Annotated in this window: 14 protein-coding genes; 11 read left to right on the top strand and 3 right to left on the bottom strand. The window is 31.1% G+C overall.

Annotated features, from left to right (window positions below; translation table 11 throughout):
• The first annotated feature begins 13 nt into the window (after window positions 1–13).
• Both FGK85_RS08000 and FGK85_RS07995 read left to right on the top strand, forming a co-directional pair.
• Window positions 14–1,399 (top strand): MATE family efflux transporter, encoded by a 1,386-nt coding sequence (locus FGK85_RS08000; protein WP_138205431.1) that lies wholly within the window; start codon window positions 14–16, stop codon window positions 1,397–1,399.
• A 73-nt stretch (window positions 1,400–1,472) separates the two neighbouring features.
• On the top strand, window positions 1,473–1,712 hold the full coding sequence (locus FGK85_RS07995; RefSeq protein WP_138205429.1) for a DUF1292 domain-containing protein: 240 nt from the start codon (window positions 1,473–1,475) through the stop codon (window positions 1,710–1,712).
• Between the two features lie 509 nt (window positions 1,713–2,221).
• On the opposite strand, the gene FGK85_RS15315 is transcribed toward FGK85_RS07995, so the two are convergent.
• On the bottom strand, window positions 2,222–2,374 hold the full coding sequence (locus tag FGK85_RS15315) for a hypothetical protein (RefSeq protein ID WP_171011366.1): 153 nt from the start codon (window positions 2,372–2,374) through the stop codon (window positions 2,222–2,224).
• A 325-nt stretch (window positions 2,375–2,699) separates the two neighbouring features.
• On the opposite strand from FGK85_RS15315, the gene FGK85_RS07990 reads away from it, so the two are divergent.
• Together FGK85_RS07990 and pdxR are read left to right on the top strand one after the other, a co-directional pair.
• A complete protein-coding gene (locus FGK85_RS07990) occupies window positions 2,700–3,599 on the top strand; it encodes a D-alanine--D-alanine ligase (RefSeq protein WP_138205427.1) in 900 nt (299 codons plus the stop codon).
• Between the two features lie 338 nt (window positions 3,600–3,937).
• Window positions 3,938–5,374, top strand: a complete 1,437-nt coding sequence (gene pdxR / locus FGK85_RS07985) for a MocR-like pyridoxine biosynthesis transcription factor PdxR (RefSeq protein WP_138205425.1) — start codon at window positions 3,938–3,940, stop codon at window positions 5,372–5,374.
• 1,027 nt (window positions 5,375–6,401) lie between these two features.
• Here the strand turns inward: pdxR and FGK85_RS07980 are convergent.
• Entirely contained in the window at window positions 6,402–7,688 is a 1,287-nt protein-coding gene (locus tag FGK85_RS07980) for an L-cysteine desulfidase family protein (RefSeq protein ID WP_138205423.1), read from the bottom strand.
• A 201-nt stretch (window positions 7,689–7,889) separates the two neighbouring features.
• On the opposite strand from FGK85_RS07980, the gene FGK85_RS07975 reads away from it, so the two are divergent.
• The 5 genes from FGK85_RS07975 to FGK85_RS07960 all read left to right on the top strand — a co-directional run bounded on the left by FGK85_RS07975 (window position 7,890) and on the right by FGK85_RS07960 (window position 13,697).
• Entirely contained in the window at window positions 7,890–9,935 is a 2,046-nt protein-coding gene (locus FGK85_RS07975; RefSeq protein WP_138205421.1) for a sigma 54-interacting transcriptional regulator, read from the top strand.
• Between the two features lie 246 nt (window positions 9,936–10,181).
• Window positions 10,182–10,910, top strand: coding sequence for a gamma-glutamyl-gamma-aminobutyrate hydrolase family protein (locus FGK85_RS07970; protein ID WP_138205419.1), 729 nt, complete (start codon window positions 10,182–10,184; stop codon window positions 10,908–10,910).
• 26 nt (window positions 10,911–10,936) lie between these two features.
• Window positions 10,937–12,229 carry an APC family permease gene (locus tag FGK85_RS07965; protein WP_138205417.1) on the top strand — a complete coding sequence of 431 codons (1,293 nt, stop codon included), beginning with the start codon at window positions 10,937–10,939 and terminating at the stop codon, window positions 12,227–12,229.
• A gap of 367 nt (window positions 12,230–12,596) precedes the next feature.
• On the top strand, window positions 12,597–12,725 hold the full coding sequence (locus FGK85_RS15740) for a hypothetical protein (protein WP_279232913.1): 129 nt from the start codon (window positions 12,597–12,599) through the stop codon (window positions 12,723–12,725).
• A 39-nt stretch (window positions 12,726–12,764) separates the two neighbouring features.
• On the top strand, window positions 12,765–13,697 hold the full coding sequence (locus FGK85_RS07960) for an SHOCT domain-containing protein (protein ID WP_138205415.1): 933 nt from the start codon (window positions 12,765–12,767) through the stop codon (window positions 13,695–13,697).
• 337 nt (window positions 13,698–14,034) lie between these two features.
• Here FGK85_RS07960 and FGK85_RS07955 read toward each other — a convergent pair whose 3' ends face one another.
• The gene (locus FGK85_RS07955) at window positions 14,035–14,223 is read right to left on the bottom strand and encodes a ferredoxin (protein ID WP_138205413.1); all 189 of its coding nucleotides are present in this window, start codon (window positions 14,221–14,223) and stop codon (window positions 14,035–14,037) included.
• 344 nt (window positions 14,224–14,567) lie between these two features.
• Here FGK85_RS07955 and FGK85_RS07950 point away from each other — a divergent pair, with 344 nt between their 5' ends.
• Together FGK85_RS07950 and FGK85_RS07945 are read left to right on the top strand one after the other, a co-directional pair.
• Complete coding sequence (locus tag FGK85_RS07950) at window positions 14,568–14,834, top strand: MGH1-like glycoside hydrolase domain-containing protein (RefSeq protein WP_138205411.1); 267 nt, start codon at window positions 14,568–14,570, stop codon at window positions 14,832–14,834.
• Between the two features lie 39 nt (window positions 14,835–14,873).
• On the top strand, window positions 14,874–16,505 hold the full coding sequence (locus FGK85_RS07945) for an amidohydrolase (RefSeq protein ID WP_138205409.1): 1,632 nt from the start codon (window positions 14,874–14,876) through the stop codon (window positions 16,503–16,505).
• Window positions 16,506–17,236 lie beyond the last annotated feature (731 nt).

Raw genomic sequence — 17,236 nt, 5'->3', positions numbered from 1 at the left:
GGGAAGTTTAGCCATGAATAAGGGGAATAATATAATAGAAGGAAATATTTTGAGGTCATTATTAAAATTAGCTTTGCCTATTATGGGTACTTCTTGTATACAGATGGCATATAGTATGACTGATATGATATGGATAGGTAGAGTTGGAAGTAAAGCTTCAGCGGCAGTAGGCATAGCGGGATATTTTACTTGGTTTGCAGTGGCTTTTATTGTCCTATCTAAAGTAGCGGCAGAAATAGGCATATCTCAAGCTGTTGGTAGGGGAGATATGAAAGAAGCTAGAAAGTATGTAAAACATAGCATACAAATAAATATATTTTTAGGGCTAATATATGGTGCGGTTCTTATAATATTTAGAGAAACATTTATAAATTTTTTTAATTCAGGAAATAAAGATGTATTTTATATGTCGATGAGTTATTTAGTAATAATATCTTTAGGGATGAATTTTTATTTTATTAATCCAGTACTTACGGGTATATATAATGGTTATGGAAATAGTTCCACACCGTTTATTATAAATACTATAGGGCTTATAGTTAACATGATTTTAGATCCTATTTTAATATATGGTATAGGACCTTTCCCAAAGTTAGGGGTAAAGGGAGCGGCAATGGCAACAATTATAGCTCAAGCTATAGTGACTTGTGTATTTGTATGTAATATCTATAAGACTAAATTTATGTTGTTTCACAATATAAGTTTATTTACTAAACCGGAGTTTAATTATATTAAAAGAGTGTTTAAGTTAAGTACTCCTGTAGCTATCCAGGAAGGAATGTTTTGCGTTTTTTCTATGGTAATAGTTAGAATAGTATCTAAATGGGGATATATACCTATTGCAGTTCAAAATGTAGGTTCTCAAATTGAGTCCCTATCCTGGCTTACTGCAGGTGGATTTTCAACGGCTCTTAGGACTTTTGTAGGGCAAAATTATGGAGCTGAAAAATGGGATAGAATAAAAAAAGGATATATTACATCAATAAAGATAGTGGGTACTATAGGGATTCTGGTATCATTTTTACTATTTTTTGGTGCAAAGCCTATATTCTCGTTGTTTATTCCAGGGGAGCCAGAGACTATAAAACAAGGAATAGTATATTTAAAAATATTGAGTCTTTCACAGTTTTTTATGTGCATTGAAATAACTACTGCCGGGGCTTTTAATGGTCTTGGTAAAACTATGCCTCCTTCCTTTATAAGTACATTATTCACAGGGCTTAGGATACCTTTTGCCTTAATCTTATCTTCGGAAAAAATATTAGGTTTAAATGGAGTTTGGTGGACCGTAAGTATGAGTAGTGTTATAAAGGGAGTGGTACTTATTACATGGTTTTCATTATATTTAAAAAACAGACCTGAATTTTCAAATAAGAATAAAATTATTTATAAAAATTAATTTTCTAATAAATATTCTCTCCTAAAATGGGAAAAATACATTATATATTACAAAAATGTAGGAGGGAATGTAAATGGAAAAGACTATAAATGTTTTAGATGAAAAAGGAAATCCTATTCAATTAGACATAATTGATGTTTTGAATGTAGAAAATAATCAATATGTCATAGTAGGTGCTCAAAACTCAGATGAAGCCTATGCCTATAGGGCTATCCCTAAAGGAAAAGAAGTAGAGTATGTTTCCATAGGTGAGGGAGCAGAATTTAATAAAGTGCTAAATGCTTATAATGAAAAACATAAGGATGAAGAATAAGTATCTAAATAAATTATCAAATTCATTTAGATATGTATAATAGAGAACTAGGGTTTAAATAGGTAGTGGTGCTGTTACCTTTTAAAACCCTAGTTTTTTATGCTAGTTATGTAAAAGTAAGAGATAAGGCATTAAGTATTAGGTACTAGGTTCTAGGTGCTAGGTACTAATTAATAATTAATAACTCAACTTTCGCATATAAATTTTAAGCTATACACTATACAAGGTAAGAAGTAAAAAGTAAGAGTTAAAAAGCAATGAGTATTACTTAAAAATTAATTATAAAAAACTCTAAGAGTTTTATCCTTAACTCTTACCTATTACTTACCTGTAAATTTTATATTCTAGCACTTAATATCTAGTACCTAATATCCATTATCTAGCGCCTAACTAAATATTACTTACCTAGAAATATTATATATTTATTTTAGCACCTAGTACCTAACTAAGTAGTACCTGTAAATTTTATATTTTTATTTTATAACTGCGAAAGTTGAGTTAATATGTAATTAGGAAATTTCACCCTTTGCTTGGTTCCTTAATCCATTGGACACTTTTTTAGCAGTGGGATTTCCTTTGGCAGTTTCTCTTGTAATGGGAGTTTGATAATTACATTTTTCCATTCTAGCTTTCTTGTTATCTGGTTGACTATCCTTTGGCATAAAATATTCACCTCACTTTTATATAAATTTTACAATGTTATTTTGTGCAGTAGTACGAATTATATGCTTATCAGGCAATGTATTGTATAATTTAAACAAGAAACTGCCACTTCAGCGTAAGCATAACATCATACCACTATGTGGTGAAAATAAACTTAGAGTGGTTCTTTTTTTATTTATATTAAAATCATACAATAATATAAGAGACAAGATATAAAAAAGTGTTAGAGAAATTTAAAGGTTACTTTAACAGGAATAAACATCTTCTAGGGTAATATAAAGAGAATTTAGATAAGTTTAAAATATAGAGAGGACGGGGATTTGAATGCAAGTAGGAGTAATAATGGGAGGAATATCTTCTGAAAGGGACGTTTCCATGCTTTCAGGAGAAGCTATAATAGAGAATTTAGATAAGAATAAATATGAGGTGCTTCCTATTCCAGTAAATACTCAATATCAGCTTATTGACATGGTAAGATGTTTGGATTTTGCTTTCATAGCATTGCATGGTCAATTTGGGGAAGATGGTACTGTTCAGGGAATATTAAAAAGCATGGGTGTGCCATTTACAGGTAGTGATGTTTTATCTAGTGCACTTTGCATGGATAAAAATATAACTAAAGAATTATTGAGAACTAAAAATATTAATACCCCAGATTGGGTTATGATTAAAAAGGGCAAAGCAATAAATTTTCACGAAGTAGAAAGAATAGCATATCCTTTAGTAGTAAAACCAAACAATGGAGGATCTAGTATAGGCATAAGTATAGTTAAAAATAGAGAGGAATTTCAAAAGGCCATAGAACAGGCATTTAAATATGATGAAGAAGTAATGATAGAAGAATATATAGATGGAGAGGAACTAACTTGTTGTATGCTAGATGGTAAGATTCTTCCAGTTCTATCTATAAAGCCTAAAGAAGATGTTTGGTTTGATTACAATTCAAAATATACCGCTGAGGGTGCTGATGAAGTAGTGGCAGAACTTAATGAAGATATAATGAGGCAAATAGAGGTTATAAGTAAAAAGTGTTGGGAGATTTTTAAGTTAAAAGCCTATGGAAGAATAGATATTATGATGAGAAATAATAAGGTTTATGTGTTAGAAATAAATACTTTGCCAGGTATGACTAAAAATAGTTTATTTCCTAAAAGTGCAAGAGCTGCAGGCATGAGTTTTAGTCAGCTTTTAGATAAAATAATACAATGCTCGTTAGAAGAATAAGCAATAATGAGCTGCATAGTATTTATTAAATAGCGAAAAGTTTTTGTGGAATATTCATGTATAGTTTTTCATCAGTTGAAAAATAAATTATAAAGAATTAAAATTAGAGATAAACTACAATTAAAGAGGTTTATCTCTAATTTTATAATTTAGCCTATAAAATATAGCACCTTTGTGGTGAAGAATAATAAATGGAACAAACAGGAAGTTAATCCCCTTGAGGGTAGGTAGGTTTACTTTGGAGATATTTCAATAAAAGGCAATGCTGTAGTATGATAAGTATATATAGTGATATAAGCCGGTATAAAGAGAGTTTAGGATAAATAAGGGGTGTTTGCATGCTTTTTAACATAAAGTTTCATGAGGGAGAGCCTATATATATTCAAGTTTACAAATATATTAAAGATATGATAGACAATGGTATGTTGCCATATTTAAGTAAGCTTCCTTCTACTAGAGAAATGGCCAGTATTATGAATATAAGCAGGAGTACAGTTATGAATGTGTATGAAAAACTAGAAGAAGAAGGATTAGTTAATACATTAAAAGGTAAGGGCACTTTTGTGGCAAAGATCAATATAAACAATAATAAAGAGTGGAGTATAAATTGGAAAAGTAAACTAAATAATTATGCTTTAGAAGCCGAAGGTATGGATATAATGAAGCATGAAAAACTTTATAAAAAAGGAATGATATCTTTTAAAAGTATAGCTCCAGATGAAGATTATTTTCCTATGGAAGAGGTAAAAAGGGCTTTTGCAAATTTAATTTCTTTAGAAGGCAATAGAATTTTAAATTATGGATATGCAAAAGGTTACAAGCCATTAATAGATTTCTTAAGAGAATACATGAGTGATAAAGGGGTAAACTTAAAAAATAAAGATATAATAATAACTAACGGTTTTACAGAGGGATTTAATATAGTTTTATCATCTATTACGAAAAAAGGAGATAATATATTATGTGAAAATCCAACTCATAATACTGCAATTAAGATTATGAAACTCCATGGATTAAATTTAATAGGTGTACCTATGAATAAGGATGGAATGGATATTAATTCCCTAAAAAATATATTGAAGGATAACAGGGCGAAGATTGCTTATTTAATACCTTCTTACCATAATCCCACAGGAATAGTTATGTCATATAAAAGCAGGGAACAGGTTTATAATATTCTTAAAGACTATAATGTGCCAATAATAGAAGATGGCTTTAATGAGGAATTACAACATTTAGGGGCTCATATAGCACCTATGGCTACTATAGCTGGAGAGGAGAATTCTGTAATTTATATAGGGAGTTTTTCAAAAATATTGTTTCCAGGTATTAGAATAGGATGGATTTGTGCAGATAGTAAGCTTATAGAAGGAATGGAAAGTGTAAAAAGGAGTGAAAATATTCATACCTCTGCTTTAGATCAAGGAATTTTATACCAATACATGATAAGTGGTGAGTTCTCAAGATATTTGAAACGAGTTAGAAATATATACAGAGAAAAATATGATTTAGCAAGAAATTTAGCAGAAAAATATATACCTAATGAATATATATACGGAGATGGGGGACTTTATATATTTATAAAATTAAAAGGTATAAATTCGAGAAAGCTTTTAGAAAGATGTAGTAAAAGGGCAGTTATTTTTACCCCAGGAGATATATTTTATACAGATGCAGGTGGAGAAGATACCTTTAGATTGGCCTTTTCTAGAACCTCCCTAGAAGATATAGAAACAGGCATAAAAATAATAGGAGAAGAAGCGAAATTTAAGTAAGTGCCATGGGAAAAATCTGCTTTTAATTCCGTGATAAAATTGAAATTTTGGACTGTGAACAGTACGCTAAGAACTTCTAAATGTTTTGAAATTTAAATCCCCTAAAGCCTTCAAACTCGCTCGTACCTCACTCAAGCAATGAAGGCTTCTTAACGGGGCTTTAAATTTCAAAACAAAGAAGTTCTAAAGCTAGTTCAATAGTCCAAAATTTCAATTTTATCACTCCATTAAAAGCAGATTTTTCAGTTACAGAGTACTTACTTTGTGGGGGAGACGGCCTACTAAAGGATGATTTTCCTCCACTACGTTACAGAAAATCTTTAATTGTAAAAAAAGCGCTCATAATATTTTTTAGGCGTAGCCTTTCTTTTTGTCATCGGTCTTTAATCATAATTTTAGGCACTGGGTACTAACTAGATACTAGGAATGTATAGAAATGAAGTAGGTATAAATTTTCTTTTAGGGCTTAAAAAATCTTTTATTGGCGGCAGCCAGATTAAGTACGTAGATATGATCTATACTATGCAAGGTAAGAATTAAGGTGCTAAGTAATAATTAATAACTCAACTTTTGCATATAGATTTCAATATCTATTACTTATAAATTAATTATGAAAAAAATCCTAGAGTTTTATCCTTAACTCTTACTTCTTAGCTAATATCTATTACTTATCTGCAAATTTTATATTTTTATTTTATAACTGCGAAAGTTGAATTATTTATATATTAAAGCTGGCTATCGCCAATAAAAGATTTAAGTTAAGCCCTAAAAGAAAGCTAACATAATTTCACAACGTGAAATTATGTTAGCTTTCTTTTTTACATTCTAAAATTTTTCGTAATGCAATGAAGAAAAATTATCCTTTGGTAGGCTGTTTTCTCCCTGTGATGATATATACATGATCTGAAAAATCTGCTTTAAATGGACAAATATTAGAAGTTCTTGGCGTATTGTTCACAGTCCAAAATTTCACATTTATCACGGAATTAAAAGCAGATTTTTCCTATGGCATTTCGTCACAATATTCTTATTTACAGATCATTATGTCTAAAATAAGTTTATCTGTTTCGCTCATACCTTTAGCGCCTATTTCAGCTATATTTTTTATAGTTTTTTCTATATCTTTGTCTATGATTCCGTCTTTTTCTGATATCTCTATACCTTCCATAGCTAGTAGTGAAGATTGAATGGCAGCACTTACGCCAGTAGAAACCTTCAGAGCACAGCCAGTTTTAGCACCATCACATATCATGCCAGCTATATTTCCAGCCATGTTTTTGATAGAGTAGATTATATTTTCTAAATTTCCACCCATAAGGTAAGTTATACCACAGCTAGCTCCAGAAGAAGCAACTACGCAGCCACATAAAGCTGAAAGTCTTCCTAAATAAGATTTAATATGTATAGCTACTAGGTTAGCTAAAACTAGTGCTCTAGCTAATTTTTCATCGCTTACATTTAATTTTTCAGCAGCAGCTACTACAGGCATCATAACTGTAATACCTTGATTACCACTACCGGAGTTGCTCATAACAGGAAGCATGCAGCCAGCCATTCTAGCATCAGAAGCTGCTGAGGTTACAGCCATAGCGTAATTTTGTAAATCATTACTTAAAATTCCATCATTTATCTTCTTAAATAAAGTTTTTCCTACTTTAAGGCCATAGTCATTTTTTAATCCATCCTCAGAAATAGCTTTATTCATTTTAGCCCCTTCTAATATGAACTCTATGTCTTTAAAATCTGCGTTAATAGCAAAATTGTATATTTCTTCTACAGTAGTATGTTCATATGAATTTTTATTTTCATTAGTAGTGTTACTTTCATTATTTTCTTTTTTAAATATATATTTTCCATCTACTTCTATAGATACTATATTTGAATGTTTTTCTTTTATAATTACTGTAGCACTGTGTTCGCCATTGAATACTTTAACTTCCACGTATAATTTGTCTGGAACATCCTTTGCTGTTACATGTACTCTATTTTCATTAAGAAATTCTTTGGATTTATTGATATCTTCTTTAGTTATGTCCTTTAAAACTTCTAGTTGAGCATCAGCATTACCACCTATGGCGCCTAATGCAGCAGCTATATCTAAACCCACCATTCCAGTTCCTGGTATTCCAACTCCCATACCATTTTTTAATATATTAGGACTTACGAAAACTTGAATTTTTTCTGGGAAAAGATTAAGTTCTTTGCAAGCTTTACTTGATGCAAGTGCTACGGCTATAGGTTCAGTACAACCTAAAGCTGGAACTACCTCATTTTTTAATAATCCTATAAAATATTCTTTATCATTAATCTTCATTTATAATTCATCCTTTCTAAAAATATTGTACTATAACAATATATATTTTAATAGCAAAATGCATGCCAAGTTGTTGCTGTTGAGATAAAATATAGTATATGTATATTAAGATAAAAAAATTATGGAATTTATTTAATACAGGAAGATAAAAGATTATAATATAAATAATTGGCTATATTATTATTTAAGGAGAGAAGGCTTATGAAATCCGTAGGTATAGTTACTGATAGTAATTCTAGAGTTGCTAGATTTTTAAAGGAAAATTTAAAAGAAGTATTAGGAGAAAGTGTTCAAATAAATAATTATTATATAAAGGAATTAAAACAGGGAGAAATTATAAGTGACCAAGTGGTTTTATTTATGATTAAAGAAAGAGCTTTAAAAATAAAAAAATTTATATCTAGTGAAAGTAAAATTTTAATTATAAGAAGAACCATACTAGAAAAAGAAGTGTATAAACTATTTTCTATTCCAGAAGGAACAGACGTATTGGTTGTGAATGATAATGATGAAACTACATTGGAAACGCTATCTTTATTTTATGAATTAGGTATAAACCATCTTAATTTAATTCCTTATGAAGATAATAAGGAATATAGTGATTTGACTGTTGCTGTTACACCAAGTGAAGCATGGAGAATACCAACCTATATAAATAAGGTAATTGATTTAGGCGATAGATATATTGATGTGTCTACTTTTTTTCAAATAATAACTTATTTAGGGCTACATGATAATTATATAGCAAAGAATTTAATTAAATACTCCGAGAAAATAGTTAGCTTAGATGGGGGAATAAGAGATAATTATAAGGAGCTTTTTATAAAAAATATAGAATTGGACATAGTAATAAATCTTTCTAAAAATGGAATAGCTCTTACCAATACTAAGGGTATTATAACAGTAAGTAATAAAAGTTTTATAGACATGTTTAACTTAAAAGAACCTATAGAGGGTAATTATATTAATGATATATTTAAAGGTGAATTAGAAAAAATAATAAGTGAAAAAGAAATATTTGATGAGGTTTTTGTTTACAAAAACAGATATATAAATGCAAATAAAAGAATTATACATTATTTAGGTGTAAAAATAGGAACTTATTATAATCTTCAGGAAATCACATACATAAAGCAATTGGAGCAGAACTTAAGCCAAAAGATTAGAGAAAAGGGTCAGGTGGCTAGATATACTTTTGATGATATTAAAACTAAATCAAATATTATGATTGAATGTATAGACTTAGCAAAGAAAATTTCTAAATCCGACTTAACAGTGCTTATAATAGGAGAAAGTGGTACAGGTAAAGAGTTAATGGCGCAGTCTATACACAATAATTCCTCAAGGTGTAAGCAGCCTTTTGTAGCAGTTAATTGTGCTGCAATGCCTGAAAATTTATTAGAAAGTGAATTGTTTGGATATGAAAGAGGAGCTTTTACAGGAGCGTTAAAAGAAGGGAAAAAGGGACTTTTTGAGCAAGCTAATAACGGCACTATATTTTTAGATGAAATAGGAGATATGCCTGTACTTTTGCAAACAAAGCTTTTAAGAGTTTTACAGGAGAGGCAGGTTATGAGAATAGGAGCTCAAAAGGTAATAGATATAAATGTAAGGATAGTAGCAGCGACTAATAGAAACTTACTTCAAATGATAAAGGAAGGAAAGTTTAGAGAGGATCTATACTATAGATTAAATGTTTTACCTATAAACATACCAGCATTGAGAGAAAGAAAAGAAGATATACTAGATTTGATAAAATATTTTACAAATAAAGAATTAAATATAACTGAAGAAGCAAAAGAAGCCCTAGTTAAATATGATTGGCCAGGGAATATAAGAGAACTTGAAAATGCAGCTTCATATATATCTTTAATGTGCGGAGAAAGGGTTACTATTGAAAATTTGCCTTTTAATATTTTAAATAATGATCAAACTAAAAAAAATGATTTTAAGAAAGAAATAGAAAAAGAAGAAAGTGAAGATATATATATATTGAAGAGTAAATGTGATTTTACAAAGGTATTAGAAATACTTAAGGTAATAGATGGATTTAGCAAAAGAGAAGAGTCCTTGGGTAGAAATAAACTTTTAGAAATTTTAAAAGAAAAAAATATAAAAACCAGCGAAGGGGAAGTAAGGAAGATACTAAGTACATTAAACTCTATAGGCTGTATTATATCAAAAGTTGGTCGAGGAGGAAGTACCATAACAGAAAAAGGCAAGGAATTGCTAAAACAGGATAACTAATAGGTAGATAAATAGGTTAAATAGGTTAAATAAAATGATATTTAACCTATTTTTTTATTTTAATATATGAGCAATTTATTAAATATTAAATTTTCTAAATATATTTCATGTAAATGTTTAAACTAATAAAATCAATAATTATAACAGATTTAATAAAAAACTTTGTTAATGACATAACAAATTGGCATGAGGCTTGCTTATAATATTTTCACAGATAAAACAATTAATTTTAGGAGGCTTAGATTAATGGACAAGAAACCAGTAATAGGTGTATCAGGCAGCATAATTGTAGATGACGGAGGAATGTTTCCTGGATACGAGAGAGCATATGTAAATGACGATTACATTAGGGCAGTATCATTAGCTGGAGGAATACCATTTATATTACCGATGGTATATGAAGAAGAAATAATAAGAAAGCAACTAGAAGCAGTGGATGGGCTTATAATGTCAGGCGGTCATGATGTAAATCCTCTATTATATGGTGAAGAACCTAGTCAAAAACTTGGAGGAATACTTCCAAAGAGAGATTTATTTGATTGTATGCTAATAAAAATTGCCATGGAGATGAAAAAGCCTATTTTAGGTATCTGTAGAGGACACCAAATTATAAATGTAGTTAATGGCGGAAATCTTTATCAAGATCTATCTTTTATAGAAGGATGTTATGTTAAGCATAATCAAGGTGCTTTATCTAACGTACCTACGCATACGGTAAAAGTAGAAAAAGATACTAAGTTAAATGCAATATTAGGAGATGAAGTGTTAACTAACAGCTTTCACCATTTAGCAGTAAAAGATGTGGCACCAGGATTTAAAGCATCTGCAGTGGCGAAAGATGGAGTTATAGAGGCTATTGAAAAAGAAGGAGAACACTTTGTAATGGGAATACAGTGGCATCCTGAAATGTTAGCCAAAGAAAATGAAAAAATGTTAGGGATATTCAAAAAATTAGTTGAGGAAAGCAAAAAATAATAACCTAAGGAAAGGGAGGAAAAATTATGTCAAGCAAAAACAAATTGGGTTTCTGGAGTATAGTATTACTAGGAATAAACGCTATAATAGGTTCAGGAATATTCTTATTACCAAACCAAGCAGCAAAATTAATAGGACCTGCAAGTTTAGGTGTAATAGTATTCGACATGCTTTTAGTTATAAGTATAGCAATGTGTTTTGCAGAAGTTGGCGGAATGTTTAAGAAAAATGGTGGTCCATACGTTTATGCAAAGGAAGCCTTTGGTGACTTTATAGGTTTTGAAGTTGGATTTATGAAATGGGCTATAAGTATAATAGCATGGGCAGCTATGGCAGTGGCATTTGCTACAGCTTTAGGAAAAGTTTGGCCAGCAGCATCAGTAGGAGTTACTAAAAACATTATAGTTGTAGGAATACTAGTAGGATTAGGAATTATAAACATATTAGGAGTAAACATTTCAAAAGCATTAAACAATGTAATTACAGTAGGAAAATTAGTTCCACTTGTAATGTTTGTGGCTATAGGAATATTTTTTATAAAGGGTGGAAACTTTACACCAATGTTCCCAAAAGGACAATATACAGCAGGTTCTTTTGGTGCAGCAGCACTTTTAATATTCTATGCATTTACAGGATTTGAATCTATAGCAGTAGCAGCAGAAGATATGGAAAATCCAGAAAAGAACGTTCCAAAAGCAATTATAACAGTTATGATAATAGTATCAGCATTCTATTTATTAATTCAAGCAGTATCTATAGGAGTACTTGGGGCTAAGCTTGCAGAAACTGCAACACCAGTAGCTGACGCAGCATCAGTATTCTTAGGACCTATAGGTGGAGCTATAGTTACAGCAGGTACATTAGTTTCTATAGGTGGAATAAATATAGCAGCTTCATTCATCACTCCAAGAAGTGGAGTAGCTTTAGCGGAAGATGGACTTCTTCCAAAAGCAATTGCTAAACAAAGCAAAAAGGGTACACCATATGTAGCTATAATAATAACAGTTGCATTGGCAATTCCAATAGCTTTATCAGGAAGCTTTACAAAACTTGCAGCAATAAGTGTTGTTTCAAGATTTGCACAATATGTTCCAACATGTTTAGCAGTAATAGTTTTAAGAAAGAAAAGACCAGATCTACAAAGTTCATTTAGAGTTCCATTTGGACCAGTTATTCCAATAATAGCTGTAGTAGTTAGTGGATGGCTTTTAGTTCAGTCATCTATGGAAAAAATACTATGGGGTCTTGGTGGATTAGTAGTAGGAGTTCCAATATATTTCTTAATGAAAAAAACTAAGGAATCATCTGAACAAAAATAAGATGATTTAAATAAACAAAAGACATTTAAAACACAAAAGAATTTAAAAACAGAAAAAAATTTGATACACAAAAGATATTTGATACACAAAAGATAACCTCCCTATGTTTATGTAGTGAATGTTCACAAGGACAATTTGTGAACCACTTATATAAGGGACATATTAGGCGGACAGTTTTGACTGTCCGCCTTTTGCTGTCTTAAATTGCAGGTTTCAGTTCATCGTCTCACTCATATATATCGTCAATTCCAAACATTTTTTTGAGTGATTTAATATCAAATGCCTTGTTCACATAGTTTCCATAATAAGTTATTGAAGTCTATACGAATCTATTAACGAGTATTGACATTATGTAATTGTTAGGAGTATGATAGCTTTAAGTAAGAATGCAAATATATGGATAAAAAAGTTGCTAGATGGCGTAAAGAGTTATAGTAAGTTGTTTGATTACAGTATTAGCATATATGAAGCAATGGAACATATAAAAAATGGGTAGTAAAATAATTGCGAAATAAAATAGAAAAGAGGATAAGTTATGGAAATTACTAAAAAAATAAATGCACCTTCACTGGTGAGTGTTATCAGTACAGCAATTCAAATTCCTGGAGTAAAGGTTAATCGTGATGCTTTTTTGCAAGAGCAATTCAATGATGTTGCCCCTGAACTGTTACATGCCATTATTGATGTAGGACCTGTTGAAGCAGGTTGTTCAAGAAAGGAATTACGTAAAATTGCAAGTAAAATTGTTCAAAAGAAGACATTGTTTTCTACCGGTGCATCATTTCTTGCCGGAATGCCAGGGGGATTTACAATGGCCGCAACCATACCTGGGGATATGCTACAATTCTATGGTGTAGCATTAGGATTAGCACAAGAAATTGCCTATCTATATGGTGCTGGTGACTTGTGGAACGGTGATATTTTAGATGAAGAAAAAGTTACAAATCAACTCATATTGTATTGTGGTGTTATGCTGGGAGCATCGGGTGCTGCACAAACTATAAGAGTGCTTTCTTCCTCTTTGGCAAAACAAGCACTTAAAAAGCTACCACAACAGGCGCTTACAAAAACATTTTATTACCCGATTATAAAATCCATTGCTAAAGCTTTTGGTGCCAAAATGACTAAGGAAGTTTTCGCAAAGGGAGTGTCAAAGGTTGTGCCTATCATAGGTGGTATTGTTTCGGGAGGTATTACATTTGCCACACTTAGACCTATGGGCATGAGATTAGCTGATACATTGGATGAAGCACATTTCTCTTATTCCGAGGCGGATTTTGAATCAGATTGGAATGATATTCTTGAAGCAAATGAAAATGAAGATGATGGTTGTTCTGCAAAAGAAGAAAACGAGAATACCCATTCGGCTTTAGAAAAAATCCAACAAGCAAAACAAATGCTTGATAGTGGAGTTCTTACGGAAGAAGAATTTGCAAAGATTAAAGAAAAGCTAATTGCTGAAATGTAGTTTTGGGTTCACTCCGCAATTTTTACAACTCCTGTTATGAGAAAAACATTAGCTCAAAGTTTGAACAGGAGGATGATTTGCAAATGAAAAAGAGAGGGACATTCGGATTGATAGTAGACTTTTTATTGGTCATCTGTACAGGTGGGCTGTGGTTCATTTGGATTTTAATTCGGTATTTTAGGAACCACTAATACGCAAAAGGAACCATAATGGATTTATTTCCATTATGGTTCCTTTTGTATTAAGTTTGTCTTGAACCATCGGTTCATAAGTTGTCATTATGATTACTGGTCTTATCATAATGAGGTTATTTTTAGTGTGGATATAAAGTTATACCTTACTGAACCGTAATTGCATTTACAGGACATTGAGATTCTGCATCTTGAGCGGAATCTGCCAAATTTTCAGGCACATCGGGTTTATATGCAATAGCTTTCCCATCATCATCCATCTGAAATATTTCAGGACAGATATCAGGACATAATCCACAGCCAATACAAGTATCCTTATCTACCTTAGCTTTCATTAGTAAAATCGTCACCAAGTTTTGGTAACTTTCTCCTTTCTTAATTATTATTTAATATTTGACTTTTATCCGATGACTACCTGCCGTAACACTCCCACTTCTAACAAAGTGGGAGATAACGGCAGCTACGTCCCTGGATAACGATCTCTAACCTTCAGTTGGTAAAAACTCCATCTGAAGCTAAGAGCTCTGTTTATATTTGTTATTATCAATAAAAATAGTATAATCAATAGTAAGAGTTTTTATACATATAATAAAATTTAGAAAAAGTAGTTTGTGTGCTTGGGGGTAAAAATAATGGAGATAAACCTTTTTGAAGTTCCTTTTAGTAGATTGGTCTTGCCATGGAAAACTTAAATAGTAAATATTATACTGATGATGGATATTGGAGAGGACCTATATGGGCAACTTCAACAATGCTTTTCGTATATGCTTTAAATGAATGTGGTGAATATCATTTAGCAAAAGAAGTAGCTAAAAAATTTTGTAATATGGCAAATAAAAGTGGAATGGCAGAAAATTTTAATGCACTTATAGGGGAAGGACTAAGAGACAGAGCATTTACTTGGACATCTAGTGTATTTTTAATATTATGTAATGAATATATATAATAAAATATTAAAATAATATTTAAAAAATGGGGGATTTATATGGATATAATATTGTTTAATGGTAGAGTGGTTACTATGGACGAGGAAAATATAAGATGTGAAGCAGTAGATATAAAAGGAGATAAGATATACGCAGTTGGAGACAATGAGGAGATACTAAATCTTAAAAATAAAAATACAAAATTAATTGATTTAAATGGGAAATTGATTCTTCCAGGTTTTACAGATAGTCACATGCATTTATTAGGGTATGCTAGCAGCTTACAAAAGGTGGATTTAAGAGATGCACAGTCTATAGAGCAGGTAATAGAGAAAACGAGAAATTTCATAAAGGAAAGAAATATACCTAAGGGACATTGGGTGCTAGGTACTAATTGGAACCACGAAAATTTTAAAGAAAAAAGATTTTTAGACAGAAATGATTTAGATAAAATATCTAAAGAGCATCCTATAAGTTTAATAAGAGCTTGTTATCATGTTTATTCTGTGAATAGTAAAGCTTTAGAAGTTTTAGGTATACAACAGGGTAAATTACCAAAAGTTCAAGGTGGAAAAGTAGAAACGGATGAAAAGGGAATTCCAACAGGAGTGCTTACAGAAAATGCAGTTTGGCTAGCCGATAATGCTATAAATGAACCCACTTTAGAGGAACTTAAAGATATGATAGAAGAGGCTGCTGAAAAAGCTTGTGAGCAAGGGATAACTACAGTTTTTTCTGATGATTTTGCATATCTTCCAAGTAGAGATTATAAAAAGATAATTAAAGCTTATAGGGAACTTATAGATGAAGGTAGACTAAAAGTAAGAATAAACCAGCAATGCAGGCTTTCAGACATGGACATATTAGAAGATTTTTTAAATGAAGGATGGCATAAGGATAAGGGAGATAAAAATTTTAAATTAGGACCTTTAAAATTAATATGTGATGGTTCTTTAGGCGCAAGAACTGCTTATTTATCGTACTCCTATAAAGATAAACCTTCTACTTTTGGAATGATTGGTTATAGTCAAGACGAATTAGATGAATTAATAATAACTGCTCATAAAGAGGGAATGCAAGTATCTACACACTGTATAGGTGATAAGGCCATGTATATGGTTTTTGATAGCATTGAAAAGGCACAAAAATTATACCCGAGAAGTAATGCTAGACATACTATAATACATGCACAAATAACAGATGAAATTTTGATCAATAAATTTAAAGAATTAGAAGTTATAGCTAACGTCCAGCCTATATTTTTAAATTATGACCTTCATGTGGTTGAAGAGAGAATAGGAAAGGATAGAGCAAAGCATACTTACAATTGGAAGACCATGTTAGATAAAGGCATTCATTTAACTTTTGGCTCAGATTGTCCTATAGAGGCCTTTGATGTGCTGCCTAATATATATTCTGCAGTTACAAGGAAGGATTTAAATGGATATCCAAAAGAAGGCTGGCTTCCAGAACAAAAGTTATCAGTATATGAGGCAGTAGAAGGATTTACTATAGGAGGAGCTTATGCATCTTTTGAGGAAAATGTTAAAGGTTCTATAACTCCAGGTAAATTTGCAGATATGGTTATTTTAGAAGAGAATATTTTTAATGTAGATCCAGACCACATTAAAGATGTAAAGATAGAAACTACAATTTTAGGTGGAAAAATAGTTTATAAGAGAGGGAAGTAAGTACCGTAGGAAAAAGCTGCCTTTAATTCCGTGATAAAATTCAAATTTTGGACTGTGAACAATACTCTAGGAACTAAGGGAGAATTGACAATTGACAATGGACAATTGATAATTAAGTAAGATGTAAAAGATTAGGTACTAGGTACTGGGTACTAGGTGCTAGGAAAGGAGGATTTTCCTCCACTGCGTTACGGAAAATCTTTATTAAATAAAATGTAATAGTAAAACAAGCTATAAGGTAAAAAGTAAGAAGTTGAGCACTTAAAAAGTTCTTTTGGCGTAGCACGTTGATTTATAATGAAAGATTTATTAAAGTTATTAATGTTTTATGGGGTAAGTGAAAGTATAACTATTTTTGCAACCTATCGGTCTGCGGGCTGACCAGCCCTTTAAGCAATAGTTCTTCAAAAATTCAGCTTTGCTGAATTTTCACCACAACCATTACCTTTTACTTATTCACAAATTAATTATAAAAAACTCCTTGAGTTTTATCCTTTACTCTTACTTCTTACTTTTTACCTATTTATTACCTTTTCTCTTCTACAAACTAAGATTTATACAAACAATTGCCTTACGGCAAAATGAATTAAATTTTAGTTACTGTCTTTAGTTCTGCAAAATAAAAAGTCAAATTGGTAATGCTACCAAAAAATAAATATGGCACACCGACGGTTTCCGTGATATATAAAAGTTATTACTCAATTAATCACACGGGAGGTTGTCAGTATGCC

This window comes from Haloimpatiens lingqiaonensis, from assembly GCF_901447495.1.
In the GTDB taxonomy this organism is placed as follows: domain Bacteria; phylum Bacillota; class Clostridia; order Clostridiales; family Clostridiaceae; genus Haloimpatiens; species Haloimpatiens lingqiaonensis.
Note: the sequence above shows the minus strand (reverse complement) of the source record. Positions and strands in the feature narration are given on the sequence as shown.